Source organism: Coraliomargarita parva, assembly GCF_027257905.1.
In the GTDB taxonomy this organism is placed as follows: Bacteria; Verrucomicrobiota; Verrucomicrobiia; order Opitutales; family Coraliomargaritaceae; genus Coraliomargarita_A; species Coraliomargarita_A parva.
Genome location: NZ_JAPZEI010000011.1, coordinates 135380 through 160981, shown reverse-complemented (window position 1 = coordinate 160981; position 25602 = coordinate 135380). Strand labels below are relative to the sequence as shown.

18 protein-coding genes and 1 other RNA gene are annotated in these 25602 nt (G+C 51.9%); 6 read left to right on the top strand and 13 right to left on the bottom strand.

The features are described from left to right. Positions 1-465: 465 nt before the first annotated feature. Positions 466-1776, top strand: a complete 1311-nt coding sequence (locus O2597_RS15920) for an integron integrase (protein WP_269526439.1) — start codon at positions 466-468, stop codon at positions 1774-1776. A gap of 451 nt (positions 1777-2227) precedes the next feature. Here O2597_RS15920 and O2597_RS15915 read toward each other — a convergent pair whose 3' ends face one another. After that, positions 2228-2614 carry a hypothetical protein gene (locus tag O2597_RS15915; protein WP_269526438.1) on the bottom strand — a complete coding sequence of 129 codons (387 nt, stop codon included), beginning with the start codon at positions 2612-2614 and terminating at the stop codon, positions 2228-2230. A gap of 27 nt (positions 2615-2641) precedes the next feature. After that, the gene (locus tag O2597_RS15910; RefSeq protein WP_269526436.1) at positions 2642-3445 is read right to left on the bottom strand and encodes a hypothetical protein; all 804 of its coding nucleotides are present in this window, start codon (positions 3443-3445) and stop codon (positions 2642-2644) included. Between the two features lie 343 nt (positions 3446-3788). On the opposite strand from O2597_RS15910, the gene O2597_RS15905 reads away from it, so the two are divergent. Genes O2597_RS15905 through O2597_RS15895 form a run of 3 tightly spaced genes read left to right on the top strand, consistent with a single transcriptional unit; the run spans position 3789 to position 4976 of the window. Continuing rightward, entirely contained in the window at positions 3789-4055 is a 267-nt protein-coding gene (locus O2597_RS15905) for a helix-turn-helix domain-containing protein (RefSeq protein ID WP_269526434.1), read from the top strand. A 27-nt stretch (positions 4056-4082) separates the two neighbouring features. After that, a complete protein-coding gene (locus tag O2597_RS15900; RefSeq protein WP_269526433.1) occupies positions 4083-4499 on the top strand; it encodes a hypothetical protein in 417 nt (138 codons plus the stop codon). A 30-nt stretch (positions 4500-4529) separates the two neighbouring features. Further along, positions 4530-4976, top strand: a complete 447-nt coding sequence (locus O2597_RS15895; RefSeq protein WP_269526431.1) for a hypothetical protein — start codon at positions 4530-4532, stop codon at positions 4974-4976. A gap of 54 nt (positions 4977-5030) precedes the next feature. Here the strand turns inward: O2597_RS15895 and O2597_RS15890 are convergent, their stop codons facing one another. The 8 genes from O2597_RS15890 to O2597_RS15855 form a co-directional block, all read right to left on the bottom strand. After that, positions 5031-7328, bottom strand: coding sequence for a DEAD/DEAH box helicase (locus O2597_RS15890; protein WP_269526429.1), 2298 nt, complete (start codon positions 7326-7328; stop codon positions 5031-5033). Between the two features lie 5 nt (positions 7329-7333). After that, the gene (locus tag O2597_RS15885) at positions 7334-8683 is read right to left on the bottom strand and encodes an ATP-binding protein (protein ID WP_269526427.1); all 1350 of its coding nucleotides are present in this window, start codon (positions 8681-8683) and stop codon (positions 7334-7336) included. Positions 8684-8693: 10 nt separating this feature from the next. Continuing rightward, the gene (locus tag O2597_RS15880; protein ID WP_269526425.1) at positions 8694-11006 is read right to left on the bottom strand and encodes a tellurite resistance TerB family protein; all 2313 of its coding nucleotides are present in this window, start codon (positions 11004-11006) and stop codon (positions 8694-8696) included. A gap of 116 nt (positions 11007-11122) precedes the next feature. After that, entirely contained in the window at positions 11123-11521 is a 399-nt protein-coding gene (locus O2597_RS15875) for a hypothetical protein (protein WP_269526424.1), read from the bottom strand. Between the two features lie 36 nt (positions 11522-11557). Next, on the bottom strand, positions 11558-13708 hold the full coding sequence (locus O2597_RS15870; RefSeq protein ID WP_269526423.1) for an ATP-binding protein: 2151 nt from the start codon (positions 13706-13708) through the stop codon (positions 11558-11560). Then, complete coding sequence (locus O2597_RS15865) at positions 13705-15078, bottom strand: SIR2 family protein (protein ID WP_269526421.1); 1374 nt, start codon at positions 15076-15078, stop codon at positions 13705-13707. Before O2597_RS15865 ends, O2597_RS15870 begins: the two co-directional genes overlap by 4 nt. Beyond that, positions 15075-17762 carry an AAA family ATPase gene (locus O2597_RS15860; RefSeq protein WP_269526420.1) on the bottom strand — a complete coding sequence of 896 codons (2688 nt, stop codon included), beginning with the start codon at positions 17760-17762 and terminating at the stop codon, positions 15075-15077. The genes O2597_RS15865 and O2597_RS15860 overlap by 4 nt, the downstream gene beginning before the upstream one ends. After that, positions 17759-18874 carry a metallophosphoesterase family protein gene (locus tag O2597_RS15855; protein ID WP_269526418.1) on the bottom strand — a complete coding sequence of 372 codons (1116 nt, stop codon included), beginning with the start codon at positions 18872-18874 and terminating at the stop codon, positions 17759-17761. The genes O2597_RS15860 and O2597_RS15855 overlap by 4 nt, the downstream gene beginning before the upstream one ends. 488 nt (positions 18875-19362) lie before the next feature. On the opposite strand from O2597_RS15855, the gene O2597_RS15850 reads away from it, so the two are divergent. Continuing rightward, complete coding sequence (locus O2597_RS15850) at positions 19363-20409, top strand: DUF5131 family protein (RefSeq protein WP_269526416.1); 1047 nt, start codon at positions 19363-19365, stop codon at positions 20407-20409. A 68-nt stretch (positions 20410-20477) separates the two neighbouring features. Here O2597_RS15850 and O2597_RS15845 read toward each other — a convergent pair whose 3' ends face one another. Together O2597_RS15845 and ssrA are read right to left on the bottom strand one after the other, a co-directional pair. Continuing rightward, positions 20478-21767, bottom strand: a complete 1290-nt coding sequence (locus tag O2597_RS15845) for a tyrosine-type recombinase/integrase (protein ID WP_269526415.1) — start codon at positions 21765-21767, stop codon at positions 20478-20480. Positions 21768-21835: 68 nt separating this feature from the next. Next, positions 21836-22186, bottom strand: a transfer-messenger RNA (tmRNA) gene (gene ssrA, locus O2597_RS15840). Between the two features lie 317 nt (positions 22187-22503). Between ssrA and O2597_RS15835 the strand changes: the two genes are divergently transcribed. After that, positions 22504-23466, top strand: coding sequence for a hypothetical protein (locus O2597_RS15835; protein WP_269526414.1), 963 nt, complete (start codon positions 22504-22506; stop codon positions 23464-23466). Positions 23467-23656: 190 nt separating this feature from the next. Here O2597_RS15835 and O2597_RS15830 read toward each other — a convergent pair whose 3' ends face one another. Continuing rightward, complete coding sequence (locus O2597_RS15830; protein WP_269526413.1) at positions 23657-25591, bottom strand: adenine deaminase C-terminal domain-containing protein; 1935 nt, start codon at positions 25589-25591, stop codon at positions 23657-23659. Between the last annotated feature and the right edge of the window lie 11 nt (positions 25592-25602).

Genomic DNA, 25602 nt, shown 5'->3' with positions numbered 1-25602 from the left:
GGAAAATCGACGTAATCATCCACGAGTTCTTCAATGTTCCCCTCATGCGTATCCGACATGAACATTCGATGCTGCTTCCAGAAGGCATCATTTAGTATTTTGGATACGTTCATTTTTTTCTGAGATCAGTATTATAGGTCACACCCCGGAAAGATACGAACTGGAAAAGGTTCGACTTCGGGATGAATGGTTTCGATTTGCGCGTAAGTCGCTCATAATCAATGCCTAGCTCTCATAAACGTTATTTTTGTGCCGGGCAATGCTTTTCGGAGTGGTTGCACACCTTTTTCAGTTCGTAAGTTTTTGTGCCCCTGGCAGGATTCAGTTCGTAAGTTCTGTGCGTCAGGCCCGAGTCCAGTTCGTAAGTTTCGCGTTTCGAACATGACATGCCCACCCATAAGTATGAACAAGCGTTCACGTCTTTTTACTTGACGCCCCCGGAGCCAAGCGCCTTGGCTTGCGAACATGAAGGTAATTGAGTTTCCAGATTGGGATGCCGCATTGGGGCGTTCCGGGATCGGTGAGCGTGAGGAGGAATCCTTCCGCATTACGCTACGCTGGTATTTGAGTTATTGCGGCGAACAGGGCTGTCAGGCGACGGTGCCCAGTGCCCGTGCGTTTGTGGATCAGGCAAGACGTAATCACCCCAAGGTCCCGTCCTTTGCAGTGGAGCAGTGGAAGCAGGCGCTGAACTGGTTTTTCAAGCATGGTCGCGCTGCATCTGACATGGGTGCGGAGGCTGAGATTGAGATCACGGCATCGGTCAAGACGATGCGTTTGGGTCATGGGACACCGGAGTGGCGCTTGAAGATGCTGACGGTGCTGCGGCGCAGGCAGATGAGTTACCGGACGGAGACCACTTACATTGGCTGGGTGTTGCGCTTTGCGAGGTTCTGCGGGACCAATGACCTGGAATCGCTGGAGACTTCGTCCATCAACAAGTATCTGGACTTTCTGGCCCGGGACAAGCGGGTCTCGGCTGGCACGCAGCGGCAGGCGCTCAATGCCCTGGTGTTTCTGTATCGGGAAGTTTATCGGCGGGAGTTGGGTGATCTGGACGAATACAAGAAGGCTTATCAGAAGAAGCGGGTCCCGGTTGTGTTATCGCAAAGTGAATTGAATCAAGTCTTCGACTCCCTGCGGATGCCGTATCAACTAATGGCCCGGTTGCAGTATGCGGCGGGACTGCGCGTCTCCGAGCTCATGAGCCTTCGGGTGAAGGACCTCGACTTTGCCAACAGCCTACTGGTGGTGCGCGGCGGCAAGGGCGACAAGGACCGGGTGGCCCAGTTGCCGGGCTTACTGCATGTGGCCTTGCGTGAGCAGGTCGAGATCTCGAAGCGGCTATACGAGGAGGACCGAAAGAACAATGTGGAGGGGGTGTGGCTGCCGGAGAGCCTGGCACGCAAATACTCAAAGGCGGGACAATCGTGGCCCTGGCAGTGGCTCTGGCCCATGAACAACTTATCAATAGACCCGAGAGATCCGAAGGTAACGAGAAGGCATCATATCCTGGAGCGGGTGTATCAACGCAATCTGCATCGGGGTGTGGAGAAGGCAGGCATTACCAAACGGGTCACCTCGCATGTGCTGCGGCATTCCTACGCCACCCATCTGCTGGAACAGGGAACACATATCCGGACGGTGCAGCAGCTGTTGGGACATAATAACCTGGAAACGACTCAGATCTACCTGCATGTCTCGCCACAATGCGACGCCCGGCAGGTAAAGAGTCCGATTGAGGGCATGTCCAACGAACAAACCAAAGCGGCCTAGCCATCAGGCACGCTACCGCCATTGGTGCCTCTCGGAAAAGTCGCCAGGAAAACAGAAAGGGGATGTGTCAGAACAGCGCAAACGGTTCGAAGTTCTGTTTTAGAGCTACTATCTTACCATGTCTAGGTATTTTGAGATCATTGGCCATTAAATGCATGAGAAGCGGGTGTCAGAGCATGGTATCTGCCCCATTGCGGAGACCCGGTTTTGAACGTAGCCCCTCAAGCAGGAGGCTACGGTAACAGCGAGGACCGTACTCCCCTGCCCTGCCTGTACTGGTAAAGATGCATCCCACCAACCCTCAGCGTTCTGAGGAAGATGCGTAAGCCTTGAGCCTGCACTCAGGCTAGGAAAGCGATTAACAGGAAGAAGCCCATCATCGCAAGAAAGGCCGCGCATGGACCTGGTTCACTGCTACGCACTCAATCACACCAAGTGGGGGAATCAATAGCTATTGAAGGAGGGCGATCAGGAAACCGGCACCAAAGACCGTCAGAAAGACAATAAGCACCGCCAACAAGCCGCTCTGTAGTTGCTGCTTTAGGGTCTGTGGTCCTTCCGGGCATGCTGGCAGGCCCCGCTTGACTCGAATAGCCCGAATGAGCCGGTTGATAATGAGAATGTAGCCCGCGAGCGTGAGGAAGAAGCCAATAAATTGCAGCCAGATCTCGTCGCCACCAAAAACCATCATAAGTATCCCGCCCAACAACAGCAAGATCCCGCCGGGTAGTATGCCGATCCGCAGGAAAGTAGCCAGAGATTGCACCCCCTTAATGATGAGACCTGAGACACCCCCAAGAATGGCTACAATCAGTAAGAATAATAAGAATTCCAACATAGTCTTTAGTCTTCCCTGCCCATTCGATTATGGGTGCGTCTTAGCTTCCGCCTCCATGCGTTCATAAGTGGCCGCATCAAACTGGTCGAAAGCATACGTCTTCAACTCTTCCCAAGTTTGAAAACCGTAGAACTTGGCAAGATCCCGCTCAATCGGATCGAACTCATTCTCAACACGCCCCATCCACGCGATCACTTCGGCATACTCCTCCTGACTGGAACCTAGCATATTTGCAGGGCTGCCGATCTTGTCCCGGAAGAGCCGATTGGCCCACAACTGAACCGCCCAATACTGGCGTGTGGGAGGAAGCATGGGTTCGCCTTCCATATCTTCAAGCAACTGCACGCCGCGGCTGAAATCAGGCTGTCTGTAAATTTCAGTCTTCGCCTGCCCCGCAATAATGATCCGTCGCAAAATCAGTGCGTCCTCCCCTATCATCGGCATGGCCTTGTCATTGCGGATGGACTCCCGGAACTCAACCGGGGCGCTTTCCTTGAATGCCCCCACAAGCCTGAACTTGTTGTAGGCCGTATATACCAGAATCGGAGCCATGACACCATTGAAGGCTACCAGCACGATGAGCAAGGCTCTGAGAGCGGAGACAAAGAAGCTTTTGGCACCTTTAACGGGGGAATTCTTCCGGGCCGTCCCGATGGCTTTAATTGCGTAAAAGCAGATCACCAGTGCAGCCAATCTGAACAGCGCCTCAAACAGGGTCGAAAACCAGTCGATCGCACCACTCCCCCAATCGATTCCTACCAAATAACCGAAGACAAGGAAGACGAGCAGGCCGACTAGGAAGGCATGCGGCCAGCGTGAAATTCGACCCATGAAGCCCCGGAATCCACCTGTTGGGACTGTGGCCTGAGCAACTCCTACTGAATGGTCTGCTGCTGCATTCATCGAATCAAGTCAGTCTAGTTCCCAAAGATCCCATCGCCCCCACAATACGGGCACTGGAACTGCCCTCTCCAGCCGGTGCCGTTACACTGGACGCACTTCACCCCGGCAGCCAGGAGAGCCGAAGATAAGCCGATTGTAGCGAGTAGGAGGAGTAAGGTTTTACGTTTCATCAGGGCGACGGATTCAATGGTTATAGTGGCGTTATTGCACACCGGTTACCCCAGCGATCACAGGTAACAAAGTCAACGCTTTTCCCCTATGATCGCTGGGAATGAATTCCGTTGAACGTGTCGCCACCAGAACCCGCGAGCTGCGCCAAAAGCATGGCCTGACGCAGCAGGAACTGGCCGAGGTCGCGGACATGTCGGAGAAGTTCATCCAACAGATCGAGGCCCAGCGGAAGAAGGAGATCTGGGTCAGTACGGTGGAGCGCATCGCAACCGCCTTCGGCCTGGAACTGCATGAGTTCTTTGCCCCGGATATTCCGGAAAATTCAAAGCTGGTGAAGAAGGTGGTCAGCAGCCGGGTGCACAAATAACCCATAACCCCAAACAGATACAATCACATGAAATGCTCCTCGGAAAGCTGTAATAAAGAAAGCTTCGAGATGGTCGAAGGCATTCCCTACTGCAAAGCACATCGGGATGATATTCTATTTACTGAACTTGAGCAGCAGCTAGCAGCTTGGGAACTAAATAGCGAACCACCCGCCCGCTTTTGCTACCTGCTCGGACGCCTCTCGGACGATTTCAAAATTGAAGGCGAGTCCTATCTAAGCCCAGCGCGTATCCGTCAGCGTGGTTTCAACTGGAGAAGAGTACCGAATGGGTGCACATTTGAAATCACACGCCATCCAGGTGCCTGGACGCAGGCAGTCGCAGAAAAGGTTGTGCAGCAGTGGCGGGCTGACATCGAAACCCGAGAGCTTCACCTCATTGGTGAGCGTGAATTCAAGGACGGCGACTTGGATCGAGATTACTAAGCCAACAACGCATCCCCCGCCCCCTGACCTATGGACATTCAACTTCGCTTCAAAGTATTGCTCCCGGATCGCCCTGATGTGAGCGAACTGGAAAGAGACGCGGTCATCACCCTCGACACGGATTCCGTCGACGACAACATCCTCTATCTGATTCGCAGCCGTATTGAGCCTTACGAACGGATCGACGTGGACTTTCTTGATGTCTCCGATACCACGCAACTGACCAGGCCTCGAAGAGAATGGTCGTCCAAAGTGATGAATGTCTGCCGTCTGGTCGCCAAGATTGACCCGGAAAGCGGGGATTTCGCCATGACTGCAGGTGGCACCTTCAAAGATGTTGAGACATGGGTACCCGACCTACTGCCTTGCAGCGGAGAAGGTTTGGACGATTTCATCGATGGCCTGCTCAAGGATGATCAGCGTATCGGAGTCGAGATAGAGATCGCGCGCAGACGATTAGGGGAGCAAGAGGACTGATTGGAACCATTTACGTAGAGACAGTAAGAGCTCCGACCTTCCAGGATTACAGCCTCATATTCGAAGCCAGTTATTAACGACTTCCATCGCATCTGCAACATCCACACGGTCGACAGCGTTTACTTGGTCAAGTAGCTCTTCCGGCAACAGTGCATCGTACTTATCGAATGTCTTTACGGGCATTGCTGAAGCAAGCTCTACCGGATCAAAACGAAAAGCCTTTAAGGCTGCCAGAATTCGACGGAACTCAGCTAAATCGATGTTCATGAACGTCAGTGACAGGGAATCGAATTCATGCTTAATCTTCATATAGCTAAGCATCAAACGGAGAGTTCTAAAAGTCTTGGACCCCACCCAAGGAAACCAACTAATGAATGTCGCCCCAACAACGAGACCAGTTGTCGCAGCCCCACTATTTTGCCCAACGTAACGCGCCGCCCCCAATAAAACTCGGGCATTATGATCCAGGAAGCTGGGATACTCCTCAGAAAGAAGGAGCTCTCTCATTTTAGAAAACACCTTGCCATCAATATCACCCGCTTCGCCAACAAACAGAGGGGGCACCCTTTTATTGGTGGGCTTAACCCAGACGGTCTTTTCTCGCTCCCCGATATCCTCAACAACCCAGCGTCGACCGCCTAAGATAAAACATTGTCCAGCAGGTAACACATTGTCCGCAGGAATCTCTCCTATAATTTCATCCTGCCAACGAACAGTAAATATTTCGTTCGAAATGAACGCCGCATAAAAGTCGTGTGAACTGGCGATTTCCTCCCCCACTAATGCTAAGATCAATTCTCCTGTGGGTATTTGTTCTATAATGTCATTCTCCCCCAATCCATGTAAGATATCACGAAACAAAGGTTGATCAATCGCCCTAAATGGCCCGTCGACACATAGTATTTGGTATAGATGAGCGGCATGAATACCTCCCGTCTGCCGCAATATGCTCATCACTTGATGAACCATGGTACTTACATGGAGTCGGCATGAGGTAGGTGCCTCGATCCATTTCGACAACATGAGTTGCACAACTGCTATGGATCGAAGCAGCTCCGGGAACATTAAATTAGCCAGTGATGAATCTGTGTGAGGTGTTTCATCACGAGTATAGAGCCTCATACGAGCTGGCTCGCCATTTCGACGTCCGGATCGACCAAGACGCTGTATTAAAGCTGAAACGCTCCATGGCGGATCAATTTGACCTACAGTTCGTACACTGCCGATATCTATCCCGAGTTCTAAGGTGCTTGTGCATAGCGCAGTAGCAGGGACAGGACCTTTCAGTCTCATCTCAACATCCTCACGTACGCATTTCGCAAGCGAACCGTGGTGCAAGCAAAACGGATCATGACGCCATTTATGCTTTCGAGCCTGCTCGTGCAGAATATCAGCCAGTTCCTCCAAAGTCCTCCGGCTATTTCCAAACACGAGATTCGTCCCGACTTGAAAATGGGCAGATAAATCATCCGCAATGCAATCTAAAGCATCCCTTGAGAGTTGGGGTGAATCACCAGGAGGCTGACTCAGCGATTTCCCAAGCTTTGCCAGTGGAGCCAGAGACTGCCAAGACTCATACGGAACGGCACAGATGATACTTGCGGTCGTATCAGGATCAAAAAGCCGGCCCTCACCCCTTCTCTCACTCCACCTTGGTCGCTCGGTTTGAGCACGCAACCCGATACGAATATCTCGACCGCCTCCCTCCGAAATTAGAACGACCCTTTCCGAATCATCCGGCCTCATGAAATCCCGGGCAAGTGTGGCATCCCCCAATGTCGCAGACAAACCGACCATTCGTGGATTGCATTCTGCAACAGCGCATAATCTTGAAATCAAACTGCGCAGATGCATCCCCCGAACATCGTCAACAAAGACATGAAGTTCATCAATGACTACAAATGCAGTGTGCTTGTAAATTCTCGATAGATCCCGTCCATAATTGATAAAATTCGACTCTAGCGATTCAGGCGTGATTAACAGTATACCGCCCGGCTCCTTTCGAAATGCCTTCTTCTCAGTAGCAGTGACGTCGCCATGCCATCGACGAACAGGTATATCCAAGTCGGCACATAGAGTCTCCAAACGAGCCCATTGGTCGTTAATCAACGCCTTGAGTGGGCTTACGTATATCACGAGCTTCTCAGGTGCTTCAGAGAGATCAGATAGTATTGGAAGGAATGCAGCCTCGGTCTTCCCTCCAGCAGTGGGAGCAGCAATTATCAGATCTGAATCGGTCCTTCGAAGAACATTTATCGATCTTACCTGGATCGAGTGCAATTGCGTCCAGCCTTGCCGAAAGATAGCGCGCTGCACACCATCACTAAGCAAGCTAAAGGCACTTTCCGGCATATCATTTAAAGCTTAAAGCTAGCCAGGTCAGAATCCTGATCGTCATCCGACATCCCTCCCTGAGCAACCTCCTCTTCAACCGACATCGGAACGGTCGGCTTTCGAATAAAGTCCGCTCCAACTAGCTCTTCCCATCGCTGCTCGGGATTTTGCTCCAAAACATTCAGTAGCCCAACGAACGACCTGATAATATCCCGCGGTGTCTTGAAGTATTCAGCCCCTAAGGTCTCATTGGCCTTACGCAATACTGCTTCGATGGCGTCCCCTTGAAGCAAGGCCTTAGAGCTATCTCCAAATCCATGTACCCGATTTATGTTGACCAATAACACATATAAATCCTCAGCGGTAAGATTGGGCAGACGAATGACAGGCCCTGCTAAATCCTGAACACCAGCAGAAGTAAACGGATTATCTGCAAGGCGAGAGCGCAAAGCTTCATAGCTAAACAGCCCCCGCCTCTTGTCTTCCAAAAATTCATCGGTGCCTGCCAACAGAAAACCAATCCCGCTAGCACCACCTTGCAAGCAGTCGTTTAGTATGGTTAACAATGCTTCATAATTGGCGTGGCGTGAGCGTGAACTGGGTAAACGGTGAGACAAGACAACCATCTCATCCAAGCTCACCAGAATACCTCCGTATCCTGCCTTTCTGGTAAAAGCAGCAATGAGCTTCAGCATCCCGTAGATATTCTCGTCCTCTATAATCTCACGGACTCCGAGATCCTGTCTTGCCTCCGTTTTTGTCGAATATTCACCGCGCAACCAGCGTAGGGCAGCGTTTTGCAGAGCATCGTCTCCAGCAATATGCCCTTCATAGTATTTAGCCAAAACATGAGAGAAGGCGTAACCGCCAACATAATCGGAAAGGTCATTCAGGTCATTACGAATACGCTCGACTACCTCATCTTCGCTCCCCCCCGCAGACATAACCTCATGATGGATATTGCTGATCCAGCCTTCGCAGATAGACCGAAGTGCACCACCTTCTGGGCGAGCACGTGTCGAGAGATTCCTCATAAGCTCGGAGTACAATCCTCTCGCCTGCCCACCGCTCGCTTGCAAACGCCTCTCCATCGAAATATCCGCAGAAAGAACCACTAGACGTTTTTGCAGCGCGAGATTCCTGCTCAGGGTCAGGAAAAAGCTTTTACCACTGCCGAACCTCCCGATCACAAAACGAAATGCAGCGCCGCCCCCGTTGATCCTATCAATATCCTGGAGCAGTGCAGAGACCTCCAGCTTTCGTCCGACCTGGATCAAGTGTAATCCAAGCTTAGGCACAAGCCCGGCTTGAAGAGATTGTAGGACAGCATCACGCTCACGCGGCTTGATCTTCGGTGCTTGTGATTTTTCCATGGGAAATTGGCTATGATGGGATCAATTCTAGATTAACAGATACGGGGTCTTCATCTTCCAGCAGAAAGTCACCCAAGTATTCGTCGGACCATTCGTTAATTGCATCGTACACCGCATTAGGCATCAGGTGCAATTCACTGGCAGCGCTTTCAAACTCAGACTTAGACCAACGCTCTTTGCTGACCAATTTCAGAACAAAAGGAATAAATTTTTCATCCAAACCTTCGATCCACCCGGCTTCCTCCTGGATAGTCTCACCTGACGCATCAGAGCCTTCAACTTCCGGTGTTTCAACCTCCTCCTCTGCCTCAGCCATAGCAACCGATAAGATCCCAATAACCTCGGCAGTCTCAGCAGACAGCCGCTCGATTCGGTCTCGATCTAATTTGAATTTAGTTTCGGCAATAGAGACGGGGCGAGGGATAGATTCACCGGGATCGGCTTGAACAGACTTTGAAACGGCGACCTCATCAAACCCGTCGAGCTCCTTCTTTAGTAAACTTGTAATTTCTGGGGATAGATTAAGGGCACGGAAAATACGCTCAAGCATGCGCTCCTCGTCTTTTGTCACAATGCCATCCGCAGTTGCAACGTGACAGAGGACTTGGGCCACTGCCTGTGAGTTCACAGCTGGAACAGCTTTTGCAACTTTAATGATCGTAGCAGGGGCATTGTTTAAATCACGTTCCAGCAAAGCACTCCAAGCACGTAATCGCATGCGATCTGCCTCGGGCATATCTTCTGATTCAATCATGCAGGCAATGGTTTCACTCTCTCGCAGATCAAATCCCCCATCGCTCGCAGCTACCGATGCCGCCATTTGAACTAAGGCACAACGACCGAGGAAACCTGCAGAAGGGACTCCACCGATTGAGAGATCTAGCATAGCCAGCTCCTTATTCGCATTCCAGCCAGAACCATGTGTTCGGGGGTCAGGCTCGACAGCAAAACCCAAGCACTCAAGACCTTCAGCCAATTGCTTTGACTGTGTTGGCGTATACTTTTCACGTCGCTCAGTTCCGAAAAATGCTGCGATTGAACCAGCTGCGACAAAATGGAATTCGTCAACAGGAGTACCCTCTGCCAACAACTCATCGAACTTGGGCTTTATCTTATCCACAGTCTCCTGTCGTAACTCAGGAGGAGTCGCAATCAATGTAAGAAGATCCAGCTCCTTATTGGCAGATTTCGATTTGGCACGAACGTAACCGGACAGATCCGTGCAACATTCATTCCAAATAGCAACGAGCTTCTTCCGATGCGAAGACAAAATCGATGCATAGGTTGCCCGAGCTTCAAGTCTAGAACAGTCGACTCCCCCATCCAGTAGCGATGCGCTGGCCGGTCGATAACGATCAATCACGACACGACTTCCCAATTTCAGGGGCACCCCGTCTGGAAATACTGTAGAGAACCGGCTATGAAACAAAGTCTTAAACTCATAGGAAGAACGCTTCAGTACATTTGAGCGAGATGCATTCTGATCGAATCGCGCAATCTCCATCGCGACATCGGCTTGAACATTTAGATTCCGCGAGGCCAAACTACCGAGAATCAATGCGAGTTCGTCTTCACTTAAAACACTATGTTCCAGCCCAAGGATCCAGGGCCAGATTTGCGCATACCTCTCTTCCCCCTGATGATAGCCCCAGAAGTGCAGTAATTGCGAAAAATAGGACGGGAGCGACTTGGATCTTCCATGTGGCGAATATGTCACCATCAAGCGAGCGATTTCATGCGCAATGTCATCCGAAAAGTCTCCATCGATCAAAACTCTTCTCTCCAACCCGTAAAAGAATAGAAAAATGTAACCGAATTCTCTGACACCGGGATCCACATCGATGCGATCATTGGCCAGCCAATCAAGGTAGGTCCCTCTTTGCTGAGGTGTTAAATACTCATAGCAGGGGTAATATGATAATTCCGCAGCAACTCCCTCAGCAGCCTTACCAACCGGTAGTTTTCGATTGAGCGCTGACGGTTCAAAAACTTTAGCATCTCCATCTACGTAATAGACAAGGCCTGCGCTAATATTTCGACCTGCCACCTCAACGCTGTCACCATGCGCAACCCAATTTAGATCTTCCCCTCCTCTTGTATGACCATACCTAGCGCCACCGAGTTCAACACGTATCGTAAAATCTCCATCACCTGAGCCTTTGCTGCGCGTACGCGAACTCACGCTACGAGAAGCTTCCTCTGTCTTACCGGACGACTTAAAAACCAGAAAGATAAAGCCAACTAAAATTCCGGCACCAATACCACCCCACATGCCGCCAAGAATAATACCGAAGATAATGGCTAAAGCTAATACGACTTTCATAACAATATATTTATCGGGTTCCCGTTCCAGATTAGATTCGCTGCATCGGACTCAAATGTCTGCCCCAGCCACTGCCCTGGTTTTCTTCTCTGTGGTTAAGTTTAAATTGGATTGGGTCATAGTAAATCATCTCCTGAATCAGTAACTTCAATAAGGAGGACTTGTTCGTTGTTTTCGCGAATCCAGAAGCACTCCAGGAGATTCACATCGATGCCTAATACCTGAGCCGCTGCTTGACGCACGCCTCTCGGCACATTGGCTGGAAATTTCTCTGGATGTCGCCGAGCTCCAGTGACCTCCCAACTTGCTTCATAGCCTCCAGCCAACTTGGCATGAACATGATAGACGTCACCGTTAAAATGTGGCGGGTCCTTACGAAGGGTGTGCCCGTTAACATGCTTCCAAGACTCTACCAGCAGTTCTTGGTTGGCATATTCAACACAAACAACACCTAAATGTTGAACAAATAGTATTTCTGCTGCGATCTCTTCTAAACTTAGTTTTTTGTTTTCCATTTAAATTATTTATCAAATCTGAGAGAATTTCTTTTTTTACATCAAATCGTCGGGATCGATATCAATGTTATCCTCGGGTCTTTCTTCAGATTCTTGGCCGGTGGCGGGTTCGGGCAGTTCGGAAGTATTCGAGATTGGCCGCCTCTGCCATTCATTCGCGATAGCATTCCAATCAACCTCCCTATCCTCTTTATGTGTCCAAACCTCCCAGAAGTCTGGGTCATCGGACTGTGGCTGATGTTCTTTGGGCAGATCTCTGATTCGAACAAGCACAGGTAGTTCAGACGCCCACCCCAGAAGTATAGCGTTTTGCGATGGTAATGACGGGAGGTCGCGCAAGAGCCCACGTAAGTTATCGGGGACAAGCTTGTGAACCAGTTCTTGGTCGCGGTCATTACTAATTCGGTGGAGCAGGAAGGTATTACATTGCGAAAGAACTGTTGGAGATAGCTCTGAAGGCCTCTGCGATGATAATACCAGCCCTAGACCGAACTTGCGGCCTTCGCGCGCTATTTTTTCAAACAGCTGGCAGCACGTTGTTGCAGCGTCGTGATTTTCTCCGTCTTCCTTGTATCGCTTAACGAAAGTATGTGCTTCTTCCATTACCAACACTGTAGGAAGCACTTTGTGCTTCGGATGAATTCGGCGATACCTCTGGAGAGACTCGAACGTCATCCGAGCTATCACCGTAGTTAGGAGGTGAACTACTTCAGATGGAACCAGCGATAGATCAATAATAGTTACAGTGCCGTTCTCTGCTTTATTTCCGCCGATATAGTCTGACAGCCAAGCTTCGAGAGTCATCCCATCTGCTTGACCAATAATTGACTTCATTCGAGCATCAGAGAGCAAACTCTTCAGCCTCATTAGTAATGTCTCTACATATTCGGAAACATTTAGCAGGTCTGCGGTAGCTTCTACGTTCTGTAAAAAATCATCGCCTGTAAATTGGATCGGGATGTCTGGGTCAACCAGTTCAAATTCATCCTCCGTGCCACCGAAAGTAGTATAAGCTGTTATTATTTGGTCCCTGAACTCTTGGATCTCCTGCCTGTTGAATTCATAGGTTGGATATTGACCCTGTCGATTCTGCTCAAACGCAGTGACCATGTTCAAAACTGCATCTAAAGCGTCTTTCTGAGTTTGGCTAAACTCGTCTTCAGCGACTAGACCATCTCTCCACACTTTAATTTTCTCGAAGAAGTTTTTTGGGTGAGGAAAGTTGCCCCATGGCCTTCCGGCATTTATTTCTATTTTCAAAGCAGTCGCAATTGTCCTCAAATAACGACGCATCTCATTCGGCTTTAAGTTACCTGATTGATCGGTGCCTTCTCTGACACTACGCAATGCCTGTACTAGGGTTGGTCGCTGTGTCTTGCCACTGGCTTGCGTAAAAGCTGCCCATTCTGCACTGTTCCAGAACCACAAGGGAATCTTAAGCGCTTTCACCTCAGTTTGGTCTCCTTCGAACCCGACTTTGAATTGTCTCGCATCTTTGTAGTCAGCGAATGCACGGCTATATTCTCCGTTTGGGTCGAGGATGATAAAACGGGCATTCGGTCTATCTTTACCGGTTGTAGCGAGCGACCAGCGAATCAGTCCTGCCACTGAACATGATTTTCCACTACCTGTATTCCCAAGGACCGCGAGGTGACGTCCAAAGAGACGATTAGGGTCAATCCTGACTTCAGCACCATCTGCTAAGGGGCTCGAACCAATTTTGACATGCCGATTAGTGCCGGATTCTATTATTGATCGTAACTGTTGGGCTGTGGGGAGAAGGACATGATCTCCAACTGATGGAAAAGATTCAACCCCTCGGCGGAAGCGAAAAACCGGATTTCCGTCTTCGTCCTTCGCTGAAGTAGCGAGAGTTCCAATGGGATTTAGACAGAGCTTTCTGAGTGGGTAAGGTAGATCAACCAATCCAAAATCCTGCATTCCCTTTCTCTTCGGATATTGGGAACGCTCAATAGTAATCCATTCGACTTGTCCGACAAGATAACCATTGTCTGAAGGAATTAAGACATACCCGTTTATTCGGGGAAACGGTCTAGGACTTCCAGTATTCAGTGCGAGAGATTCCGGGGCCTCGATATCAAGTAGCACCTTGACCTCATCAGGTGAGACAAAGTCGATGCTGCCGATTCGAAGCGAATCCGCAAAAGCTAATGGTGACTGGCTCATTGAGCGTCACCTTTCTCAGTATCTCTTTCCGACTCCTTGGTCCCAAAACGCATCTTCAAAAGATCACTCATTCGGGATGTTGTTCGGTCAATTGAGGACTTTGGAAGGAAGTTTTCGGTAAGGATGGAAATGTCTGCAAGAGCCGGCCCGATTAACAAACTGATCTGAGAAGGACGTCCCACTCGTTCGTAGTTTTCCATTATGCGCCCCATAGTATCGCCATAGGAAATCACCACTAAATGTGTCGATGGTATAGTAAGCATGTCGCGTATAATGCGATTTATATGCTCATCACCAAAACTATAACCGTAAGTTACTAGTGTGCTGTTAGGCCGACACAGTGCAGCTGCAAAATCCCTGAATAGCTCTACATACGGATATTGGGCGGTCTCTGAGTCCTTTGCTGCATTCGGATAAATCATCAGGCTGTCAGCGTTGACGCCGGAAAAACCAGGCATGGCTAAATATGGCTTTACGTCCGACGTTCCGAATGGAAGACCTAGACGCCGAATCTCGCCACCAACCTGAGCCCAATCAATCGAGCCGTGAAGCTTGGTAAAACGGGCAACTCCTTCTAAATAGCGAGGCTCCCCCCGTATGCCGGGAGGGTTATAGTGCATATCAAGATCAAGCCTTGATGTCCTGAAGATGGGATTCAAATTGCCAACGAACCGGTCGAGTAGGTGTATACCTGCCAGTTCGCAACCAGCCTCAATTAGGCGGTCGTAGTTGGTCGTAAATACATTCAAGCGGTCACGTGTTCCCGTCCTACTAGCGAAGCTCATCAAAAAGTTAATCAACGTGTTGAATGCATTTTCACGAACTTTTTCGTCGGCATCGGCAATCCCAACTTCGCTTTGTAAAATGCTATCAGCGAAACTCTTCATTATCGTTTCGATTTCAGTAGATAATGACGAGGATCGTTCATCCTGCAGAATCGCGAGAGCCCTGAGTAATTCGTTTGCTACCCTAAGGTCATCCTCGATATTCGGATTTTTACGGACAACAGCTTCAGCGGACTTGTTTGCAGCTTCTTTGATCTTTGCACCTTCTATCACGAACTCGGCACGATTCATCCCAGCTGCTGCTTTATTTGCTGCCAGATAATGGATAGCGTGGGTGAGGCCAGAGCCTGCTAATAAGGATAGATGTTCAGATTGAAAAAGGGCTGTTAGCCAAGGTTCAATTCGCTGACGCAAGTCATTTACAGAAAACGTGTTCTCCGCCCAAGATGGCTTCTCGGCACTGTCGATCTGATACTTATCGTCCTCTGATTGGGTAAAGTAGACAGGCTTTCGATCATCACGTGTTTTAAGAATATTTACGTGTGGTTCTTTTTTCTCGGGAGTCGATATCATGGTGTCGCTCATTTCAGTTCAAAAAATTTAGCTTCCTCAAGCGCCCGGTAGCGCTCTGGGTGGCAGGTGAGGATGATAATTTGGAGTCGGTCGGAAACTTCTTCCATAAGGGTTAAGAGACGCGCGAGCCGTCCGGCATCAGTTGCGTTCAGCACGTCATCCAGAACGACCAACTGGCGCTGCTCTTTGGCGAGCACGTCGGCCAGGGCCAGACGGGCTACCAGATAGAGCTGCTCCTGTTCCCCTCCGGAAAGGTTGTGCAGTGCTACGGGATCCGTTGCGATTTCCGGGCTCACGGCATCGGGCACGAAGTCACCAGTCAATTGCAACTGACCGAGGCGAGGCCCGACGATGCGGGATAGCATGCGGGAGGCACTGCGAGCGACGGGAGCCGAGACACTGGCCACCATGCGACTTTTGCAGTTGGAGACGGTATCGTGGAGCAACTGGATGGCATCCATGCGGATGGATTCCTGCTCGATCTCGGTCTTCACCGCAGCCAATTCTTCCTCGGCGGCAACCAGCTTTGAGTAGGTGCCCTCGGCCGCGAGCGACTGTAACTGCCCTTCAGAGGTCTTTTCCTCGTCGCGGGCCTTGGACTCGGTATCCTCCAGTGCCGTGAGCTGCTTTTCCAACTTATCGAGCTCTTTGCTGGGGTCATCGGGAAATTGTTTCAGGGCTTCCTCTGCCTTTTCGGCGGTCACCTTGGCTGCCTGCCAGGACATCAACGCTTCAGAAATCGCCTTGGTCCGCTCTTCGTCTGAGAGGTTGTCGCTACTGAGCTCTGTCAATTGGCGCTGGGCGGTTTCCAACTGCCCCTGAACCACTTTCAGGTCTGCTTGAGCTTCACTGACCGCCTTATCGGCTGCGGTGTGTCCGGCCTGCGCTTTTTCGTAAGCATCCTCTGCGGCTGCAATCGCATCTTCGATGCCCTTGCTTAAGGTCTCGAACTGAGACTGCAGGGCACTCAGACTCGGTGGCTGCTCGGACCATCCATCGAACTGCTTTTCTGTCTCCGCAGTTCGTGCCTGGAGCTCGGCCTGATTCTGTTTCAGCACATCGAGAGCATCTCCAGACAGAATATCCTCAATGCGCTCTTCGAGTGTCTGAACGTCCTGCTCCAGCTTGTCTGCCTGATTGCGGAGCTCTTGCAACTTCTCCGGATCGTCGGTGCCGTAAGGTTGTGTGAGGTTTTCGATCTTCTGCTTCGCTTCGTCGAGCTCAGTGCGGTGTCCATCGGCGTTGCCTTTGGGACCCGAGGCTCGAATCGAGCCAAAGTCCGTAACCGACACATCCACCCAGTCATCGCCTGACAGTTCGAAGGTTTTCCCGGCTTCGACCTTGCTGTCTCCGGAGCCGGTGGCGCTTTTGACCACGATGTCTTTCTCCGGTGTGATCGTGAGGTGTATTTGAGATGCTTTGAGGGCAATAGTCGCTTGATCTCGCTGACCGATCCATTTGCGCAGGTCACGAATCGCCTTTGTAGATGGCGCGAGGATGCCCTCCAATGACTGCGAGGCTTTGGTCTTTTTCTGGGTCAACTCTTCGACTTGGCCCAGTCGCTTTCCAAGTGCTTCTAGGCTTTCACGCTGCTTGAGGTAGTCGCGAGCGCTGTCGATGGTCTTCTGGCGCTCGGAGAGTTGGCTGCGCTTGGCACGGGCGTTTTCCTGCGCTGTGCGCTGCGTCGCCAGTGCATCCTTCGCCTGTTGTTCTTCTTTCTGGAGTCCGGTGAGCTGAGATACTTGCTCTTCGGCAGTCTTAGATAGCGTAGCAATCTGTTCCCGGGTTTGGCCAATCTTCTGTTGGCGGCTGTTGAGACCATCGTATTTCTCCTTGGCCAGCGCTTCCGCATCGCGCTTATTGCTTTGCTCCGATTTCAGCTTTGCATAGGCCTCCGCGTTGGCGCGGGTTTTGGTGACGGTGTCGCGCAGCGCATCGGCCTCACGGCGAGCCTGGAAACGACGCTGCCGGGCATCTTCGACATCGTGTCCTGCCTGCTCGAAGGCGAGGTGCTTCTCGCGAATTGTAGTCAACTGCTGCGCTAACTCGGTCTCTCTTTCTTGGAACAGGACAAGTGGCGCTGCATTCTTGCCGCCTTTGAAACTGCCCTTCTTGGTGAAAAATTGGAGATATTTTTCTTCGATACGGTCCTCGATTTGACCACCGCTCTCGCCAGACATTTGAATGCCCAGAGCCCCCTTCAGGCGTTCCGCCGCGTTGCCTGAAATTTTATCAAGATGCAGTTCACCCTGCGGCGCCCATAGAATTTGGGCCAAGCCCCAGTGTTCTTGCTTGGACAGTCCCCTCCCCGGTGCTTCAGCCGACAGGATTTCGCGGATGCGCTCATCCGCATTACGGCCATCTGCGACGGGTTTGAAGGTTCCGCCCTCCAAGCGGAGCAGCTTTGCGGATTTTCCCGAAAGGAAAGCTTTTTCGACACGCCAGGTAGCATCGCCTTCGATAAACTCAATGGCAACCGAAGGAGTCAAATCACGTCCCCAAGGTTGAACCGCTGCAATCTCACCTCCGCTGACATGATGAGCATCGAACAGGCCACGACGCATAGCCTCGAACAGGGAAGACTTACCCGTGCCGTTGGGCGCGTGGATCACATTCAGGCCTTCAGAAAACGGTCCAACTTCGACCTCGTCGAGGAGGCTGCGCCAATTGGAGACGATGATACGCTTCAGGATCATGAGGCTGCCTTCTCCTTGCTATCAAACAGTTCGATTAAGGCTCGGGTGGCGACTGCACGGTCGCGGTCGTTGGCTCCATGCATGGCTTGCTGTCGAATAGTCTCGGCAGCTTCGCGAAGCGCACCGGCAGGCAGTTCCTCAATCCATGTATCATCTTCCGGTGCTGGTGTCAGTGTATCAGCGCGAAGTTCCCCGAAGAGGAAGCGTGTTTGCAGTATTTCACGAATCGACTCCAAGTCCTCTCGGTCCGATGCAAAAAGAAGTCCGTTGAGACGCAAACGCACCAGCGTTTGCTCGGAGTCGTCCAATGCACTTAACTCGCTAATGATGGGTTTCAACGAGCCGGGAGTATCCAAGCTACGCTCCATAGAATACCAAGAAAGGCACCCAGTTGGAAGCACTTCAATATTGGGAGTGGCGCCGCGTTCCGAGATTTCGATCAAGAGTGCGTTACCACTGTCCCGCTCGCCGAATTTGGTAGTCTCATGCGTGCCGGAGTAAGCCATGCGAATCGCTCCGTTACCATCTTTGTAAGGTGCGTAGGAGTGCCAGTGGCCGATGCCCAAATAATCCAGGCCAGCTGTTTCAGCCGCATTTTGAGGGATAGGAAAATCGGGCTCCACATCTGGTAAACCTTCAACGTTTCCATGCCCCATCCCAATGGCGATCTTCGCGGAGTCCTGCGCCTGTATCCACGAAACAGGGTTTCGGGTGGAGTATTTCTCTTTAAGAGGCGAAGGGTAAATCGTGCAGTTTTCCAGCTCTATCGGTTCGTTCTGACGAATGACCATGACGTTCCTACTCTCCTCCCATACCGGATGCTCCCAAACACAGCCGGGAGCCAAGGGATCATGGTTGCCGGGCGCGATGAACACCTTTCCCTTGAACGCGGCCAGTAGTTGGCCGACCTTTCGAACGAGTAATCGATCCACTGCGTTGTCTTCGAATATGTCGCCAGTGACCAATATCAGCTCAGCTTCCTTTTCATTTCCCAGTTCGACTAGGCGTTTGATCGAATCCAAGCGGGCCTCACGCACAGCCTGCGAAGCCGCCCCAAGCCCACTAGCTTTCATGCCCATCTGCCAATCGGCGGTATGTATGAAACGGATCACAGGCTTAACTTCCTTTCTAGACGAAACTCTGGAAATACACCACTCACATCGGGCAACATGATACGAGGAATCAGCCGACCAATCACAATAGAGTGATACAGTTTTACGGGCATCGGACTAGTTAAAGCATACATTCGTTATGCCAAAACCTGCGAAGAACTACGTCAGACGACAAGTAATTAAAATGTAAATAATAAAGCTATACAGCGTCACCTTATTATTTAGGAGAAGGCTCGGCTCAATGTATCGCGTCTATCGATCCGTCACACTGTTAGAATCGCTTGCCTTTCACTGCAGATGGATCTGTTCAGACACTACAACAGAATAAGCTCATGGCAGACAAATGCAGCCTGATGAAAAGAGGTGAAACAAGATGCATCAAAACGCTACAACATGAACAATAAAACATTGATAATAAGCTTGTTACGAACGTATAGCCTATCAGAATACATACTACGTTCTTTGACAGTCCACCCTGCATACTTAATATGCAAATAACCAAAATTCAATGGTGCGATGGCACCATCAACCCCGTCATGGGCTGCGACGGATGTCCGTTGCGTCTTTCTGACCGGGCTGTTTGTTCTGAGATTGAAAATCGTCTCAGATGTGAAGTTGAAAATATAACCAAAGAATCGATTCAAGGCATCCTCACGTCGTATATAGTCGATGAGGACCCGAACCGGCGGCGACGGATTGAAAATTCCATAGCCAATGCCGGGATCAGCGGCCTGAAAAAGAATCAGCTACGCCTGATGACCCAGAGGATCTACTCCCAAACATCCGCCTGCTATGCGGGCAAGGTCATCGATGCGGTTGGAATCCACCGCCAAGGTCATCCGGACCGGTTTGAGGATGTGACACTGTATCCCGGTCGTATGGAAACCGCGGCACGAACCCGCCCCCTACTCGGGTTGGATCGAACGAACAAGCCATGGCTCAACGGATTCCCACGCTTGTGGTTTGTTTCCGATATGGGCGATGCCTTGAGCAACGGGGTTTCCTTCGAATACCTCGAAAATGAAATCGTTGATGTGGCAACTTCACCCAATGGCTCCAGACATGTCTGGTTGTGGCTCACGAAGCGTCCGCGCAGGATGCTCGAATTCGCCGAATACCTTCGATCACGAGGTAAAGAATGGCCGATAAATGTGGTCCCGATGTCTTCTGTGATCGACCAGCGTATGGCTCGTCAGGTCGATTATCTGCGGCAAGTACCTGCCGTCTGTAGAGGTCTTTCAGTTGAACCTCTCCGTGAACCAGTAAATCTGGATCTCACAGGAATCGACTGGGTAATCGTAGGAGGTGAAAGCGGTCCGCAAGCTGCGGACTTTGACCTCCAGTGGGCTCTCGATCTTAAAGACGAATGCGAACGCAAAGGTGTCGCATTTTTTGTCAAGCAGCTCGGAGCCAACCCGATCTTCAATGGCGAGCGTCTCACGCTCAAAGACAGCCACGGCGGAGATTGGGATGAATGGCCGGACCGATTGAGGGTCCGGTCCTTACCAGAGAAATTTAAAGATCTGGTTCTCTAGTCTAATGTAAACAAGTCGGGGTGGACTGTCGGAGGCGCACTACTCCATCGAAATGGATGGCTGCCCCTCTACTTGGCATCCTTGTCATCCTTTTTCTGGACGACCGGGACGTACCTCCCGTCCTTCTTCTCCATGGGAGGTAGCTCCATGCCCGTTGGCACGATCCCCCAGAACTTGTCCGCCTCCTCGACGCTCTTGAGGTCCAGATAGTGCTTGCGGATCACAGCCTCCGAGTTCCCGGCCTGCAAAGAGGCATCCCCCACAGAGCGGAAGGCTCCGACCGTCATGGAGATAAAAGTATGACGCAAAACGTCATGAGGCAGGTGGTATTCTTTTCTGATATCTACCCACATATCCCGCATCCGGGTTGGTATAATGGGATACTCGTCCAAAGGATACCGATCCAACCACATTCGTAGATTCGGCTGAACTTTGACAGTTCGCTTTTCATTTACCTTAGAGACTTCAGGTTCGACAAGCATGACACCTGTATCCGAGCGAATGTCATCCTGACTCAATTTTCCGATCTCACCGTCTTTAAAGTCCGGTCGAATACCTGCGAATAGAGTTATCGCAAAGTAAGGCACCATACATCCAGGCTTCCCCCACCAACTTCCATCCTTGTTCTGCTGTCCCCGGTAACTTTCGAGGGCATGCATAAAATCACGGGCTTGGTCCGCAGAAAATGTGGCCGCAGTCCCTCTGCTCTTTTTCTCCTTGAACTTTTCAATCTCCAGAACCGGATTCTCGGCTACATACTTCTTCCCCAGACAAAACTTGAAGAACGTGCTTAAGTAGCCCCTTCGATTGTTCCATGTCTTGATGGTCGGAACCTCCTTGGATCGACCCAACGGGGCGTTTAGGTACTCTACGATCTGGGCAGGTTGGACTTCGCCAACAATATGCGCGCCGAAATACTCCTTCAGCTTGTCCATCTCGATCCTAATTGCACGCTCTTGGCGCCTGGATAGCAGGCCACGGTCAAATTCCAGCGCTTTGACTGCCTTATACTCCTCAACCGCAGCTCCAACCTCCATTGTTTCCGCTGCTTCGCGGTAGTGATTCAACAGATATTGGACTGCGAATGACAGCGTCTTATTTGACCCGCCTTGCTTAAGCATATTGATCGCAGAAATCGCATCGCGATTTTGGTCATGAGTCAGAGTGGTCCAGACAGTCTGACCATCCGATTTCTCATTCAGGAATTTTACAGTCAACTCGTCCCGGCAGGTAACGGCTTCATTCCTCGTGGAAAAATTTTTACGGATGGTCTTACCATCCAAGGTGCCCGAAACGCGAAAAACCTTTACGCCACTAGGATTCGTAAAAGGGGTAATTTTAAAACGTTGTTTGGCCATCTTGAGTTCAGATTTGCAGATTCAAATCTGCAAATCAAGACCATACCCGCATAAATACTGGGCGAAATTGGTGGAGGTGGCGGGAGTCGAACCCGCGTCCCTCGTGTTTTCACACGTGGCATCTACATGTTTAGCTTTTGGTTTATTGTCGTCCCCGGAGCGTTCAAAAGCAGACTATCCGGATTCCAAACCTTTAAAAATACGGCAGGGAACCAAAGGCCAAATTCCGAGCTATGCCTGCTAGTCGACGCGGCAGCTCCCCTAGCAGGTGTCAGGGGTGCCACGGGCTGCAACTAATTAGGCAGCCATAGCGAATTGTTCTTCGCCAATTAGTTTTTATGATGGATTGATACGGAGCCTCCATCATCTCCGACATGCAGCCTCGCACTACGACACAAGGTCGAATCCGGAACACCCCCTAAAGCACATCGAACGTCGAACGTTGAATGTTAAAAGTCATTTCGGAAAGAACCTGCTCGAGTGAACAGACTTCTTTCAAGGAACAAGAGGGCAAATATGCATCGGTATGGTCCGAAAATCAAGCGAATCCGACAGACTGCTCAGGACCCGTCGGACGACCGCTTTTCAGCGAAAAATAAGCACGGGACCTGCTCGGCCGAATTCGAGGGCTGCTTCGCGCTCTGACGCCGCATAGGGGCAGATTGATCGTTTCATCGACGCTCCTCCCGAAGGCGAGCATCACCCCGACCTATAACAGTCCGCAAACACCACGAAGATGACGACGAGTAACAGCATTCACGACTGGGGCGATCTCGACCCGGAATTCCTGAAGCATTCGGATTTCCCCTACGACGGGCCAAGGATTGAGCGTGCCTCCATGACGGAAAGCCCGTTTTGGGCGCTGACGGACGCCGCCTTCCAGGCAGAGGCGGTTCGCCTCGGCTGGTCCTGCGAAAGCCTCGAACGCATCCCCACCCCATACGGACTCGGCCCGAAAATGGACCTGCTCACCGGCCCCGATGGCCAGCGCGTGCTCTACCTGCGCGACTACGGTCGCACCCCGGGCGGGGAATACCGCCTACGTCAACTTTACGAACGCGCGTTCTGGATTCTCTGGAAAGCCGGCGTCAAGCAACTGATCGTCGGCTCCCACCACGGATCCGGCGACTGGCGAAGCGGTGAGGAGCGGGTCAAACCCGGCGACCTGCTCCTGCCCTGGAGTTTTGAAAGCAAAAGCTGGTTCGGCGGCTTGCCGGGCACGGAATACGAAACCGTATGGAATAATCCCCGAGTCACCCGCACCCGCGAAATGCCCTGGCCCTATTTGGACACGCCTTTTTCCGAATCGCTCTGGCTGGACTTCAGCCAAGCCGTCCAAGCCCAAGCGGAACGCCCGGCCATTGTCGGCCGGATCTGGCAGAGCGGAGAGGTTCGTGGCGTAGTCGTTAACGAAGACGGCATCGCCTTCGAGTCGCATTACGACGTGTTTTCCCGTGTCGTCACCTGCAAAGCCATCAGCGAACTACAGCCGGATCAGGCCCCGGTCATCCCAGTTTATGGATCTCTGGTGAATCCCATCCTGCCGAAGTTCCTCGGGATCGAATACCTGCCCTACACCATTATTTCCAATCCGGGCCCCGGTATGGAAAAAGACATTTCCGGCACTCACGACGCCAATGTTTTCAGTGAAGCTGCCGCCAAGTTCTGGCTTGCCTGCGAACTCGCGCTCTTCAGCTAGTGCCCTTCCCAGCTGACTGGGTCGTCCGATTGATGAAGGTAGTCGATCGTATCGGGAAACACCCTCGTATTTGGGGCAACAAGAGCAAGATGCCCTTGCTCCGTTCGAAGACAGGCACGAAAAAGCCGGGCAGCAAAGGACTGCGCCCGGCTTTGTCACTCATCCAATTCGGAGCGGCTGCGGCGGCCTGCTACTTGACAATCGGCATGGTTTCGCCGGTGACTAGATTGATTAGGCCGCTGGGCACTTCTTCGGTCGGGATGATCAGGCGCCAAGTGAACGGACTGCAGGTGATTAGGCAGTAGCGCACACCTTTGGCGAAGCCGGTGTTATTGATCCACTCGACTTGGTCGGCCGCTTCGTAGAGGGTTTCCAGTTCCTTCGCGACGACCTTGGCCGGGCGATCCGCCATAAGACCTCCGATCTCCATCTGGACATAGCCGAGGACTTTGTTGTCTTTGACCAGCACCATGCCGCCCTGCAGCTCGGCGAGCATGTTGACCGCGACCGCCATGGCTTCGTCGCTGGTTCCAATGACGGTGATGTTGTGCAAGTCGTGTGACTGCGAAGTCGCGATCGCGCTGTCCGGATCGAGCGGCCCGAGACCGGTCCAGAACATTTTACCGAGGCGGCCCTGTTCGGAGTAGCGGTCGACGGTGGCGACCTTGATGATGGCCCGAGACGGATCCCGTTGAACAATGCCGTCGACCACCGGAAGCATGGCCACATCCTGTTCGGCCTTGGTGTAGAAGGGCCCTTGGATCGCTGCGGTGACCTCGGTGGCATCGGGGTCCGGAGATCGGATGATAAAGTCCTCCGCGACAATGTCCCGGCCGATGTTGATGGTCTTCGTCGCCCACTCCGGCCATGCAATTTCCGGCGCCTCGAGTAGGTATTCTCCATCTTTGGCCACCAGTGCACCGTTGGCATAAACTTCGTCGATGGCGCATTGCTTCAAGTCGCTGACCAGGAGCACGTCGGCAAAACGTCCCGGTGCGATCGAACCGACGAGGTGGTCGATTCGGTGGTGGCGGGCCGGATAGAAACTGACCGCCGCGTAGGCTGCCTCGACGGGCATGCCCGCCTCGATCGCAGTGACCACGTCGTTGTTGAGCGTGCCCATCTGAGCCGTCACATAGGGGTCGCGGTCATCGGTCACAAAGGAGACGTTGGACCAATCCTTGATCCCCTGCTCGATAAAGTACGCAATCGAGTTGGTGATATTAGGGTTCCGGATCTGGAGGAAAATGCCGCGTTGCATCTTCTTCCATGCCTCATGGGCGAGCCTCGTTTCGTGGTCGCTGGAAAGACCCGCCGCAGCAAAGGCGCTGATGGCATCGATGGTCGTCATGCCGCCCCCGTGTCCCTCGATCACACCGCGTGCGTCGAAGGTGGCCTGGATATTTTCCCAGATGCGCTGGTAGCCCGGATTTTCCGGATCCCAAACGGCCGGCCAGTCCATAACCTCACCCAAGCCGACAACCCAGGGATTGTCGTGGATCATGCTGTAAATCTCGTCGTAACCGTAATAGCCGCCACCGCGCTCGTATTCGGTGGTCGGTGTGGCGGAACCGAGTGCGGGAAAGAGCTTCAAGGGACTGCCCTCCTGGTGCGGCTTAAGCCAGAATTCGACATTGTGCCCACCGTCCACATTGGAGAATTCGTGGGTCGCCTCGGCGGTCCAGGTATTGCCGAGCGGTAGGACCATTTCGGCCTCATACTCGGGCGAGATCAAGGAACTCTCGATGTGCTTGTGCGACTCGCCGAAGCCCGGCACCGCGTAGCGACCACGCCCGTCGACGGTTTTCAGCGCGGTGCCCGGATAGGTGCCGGTCGGCCCGACCCAGGCCACAAGCTGACCGGAAATCACAATATCCGAATGTTCCATCCAAGTCAGGGAGAAGACATCGAGTACATTGACATCCTTGATCAGCAAGTCGGCCTCCGCTTTGCCTAGGGCGACCAATACGGTGTGCTGACGCGCCTGCATGTCCTCGCTGAATTCAAAAGGCGGACGCTCCGGCATGTCGACATAGACCGCCAACGCGGAAACGGGCAACAAGCAGGCCTGCAAAAGCGCGCGCAGGGCCCAGGTTAGTAGGTTTCGTTTAGTGATGGTTTTCATAAAGGGTGTAA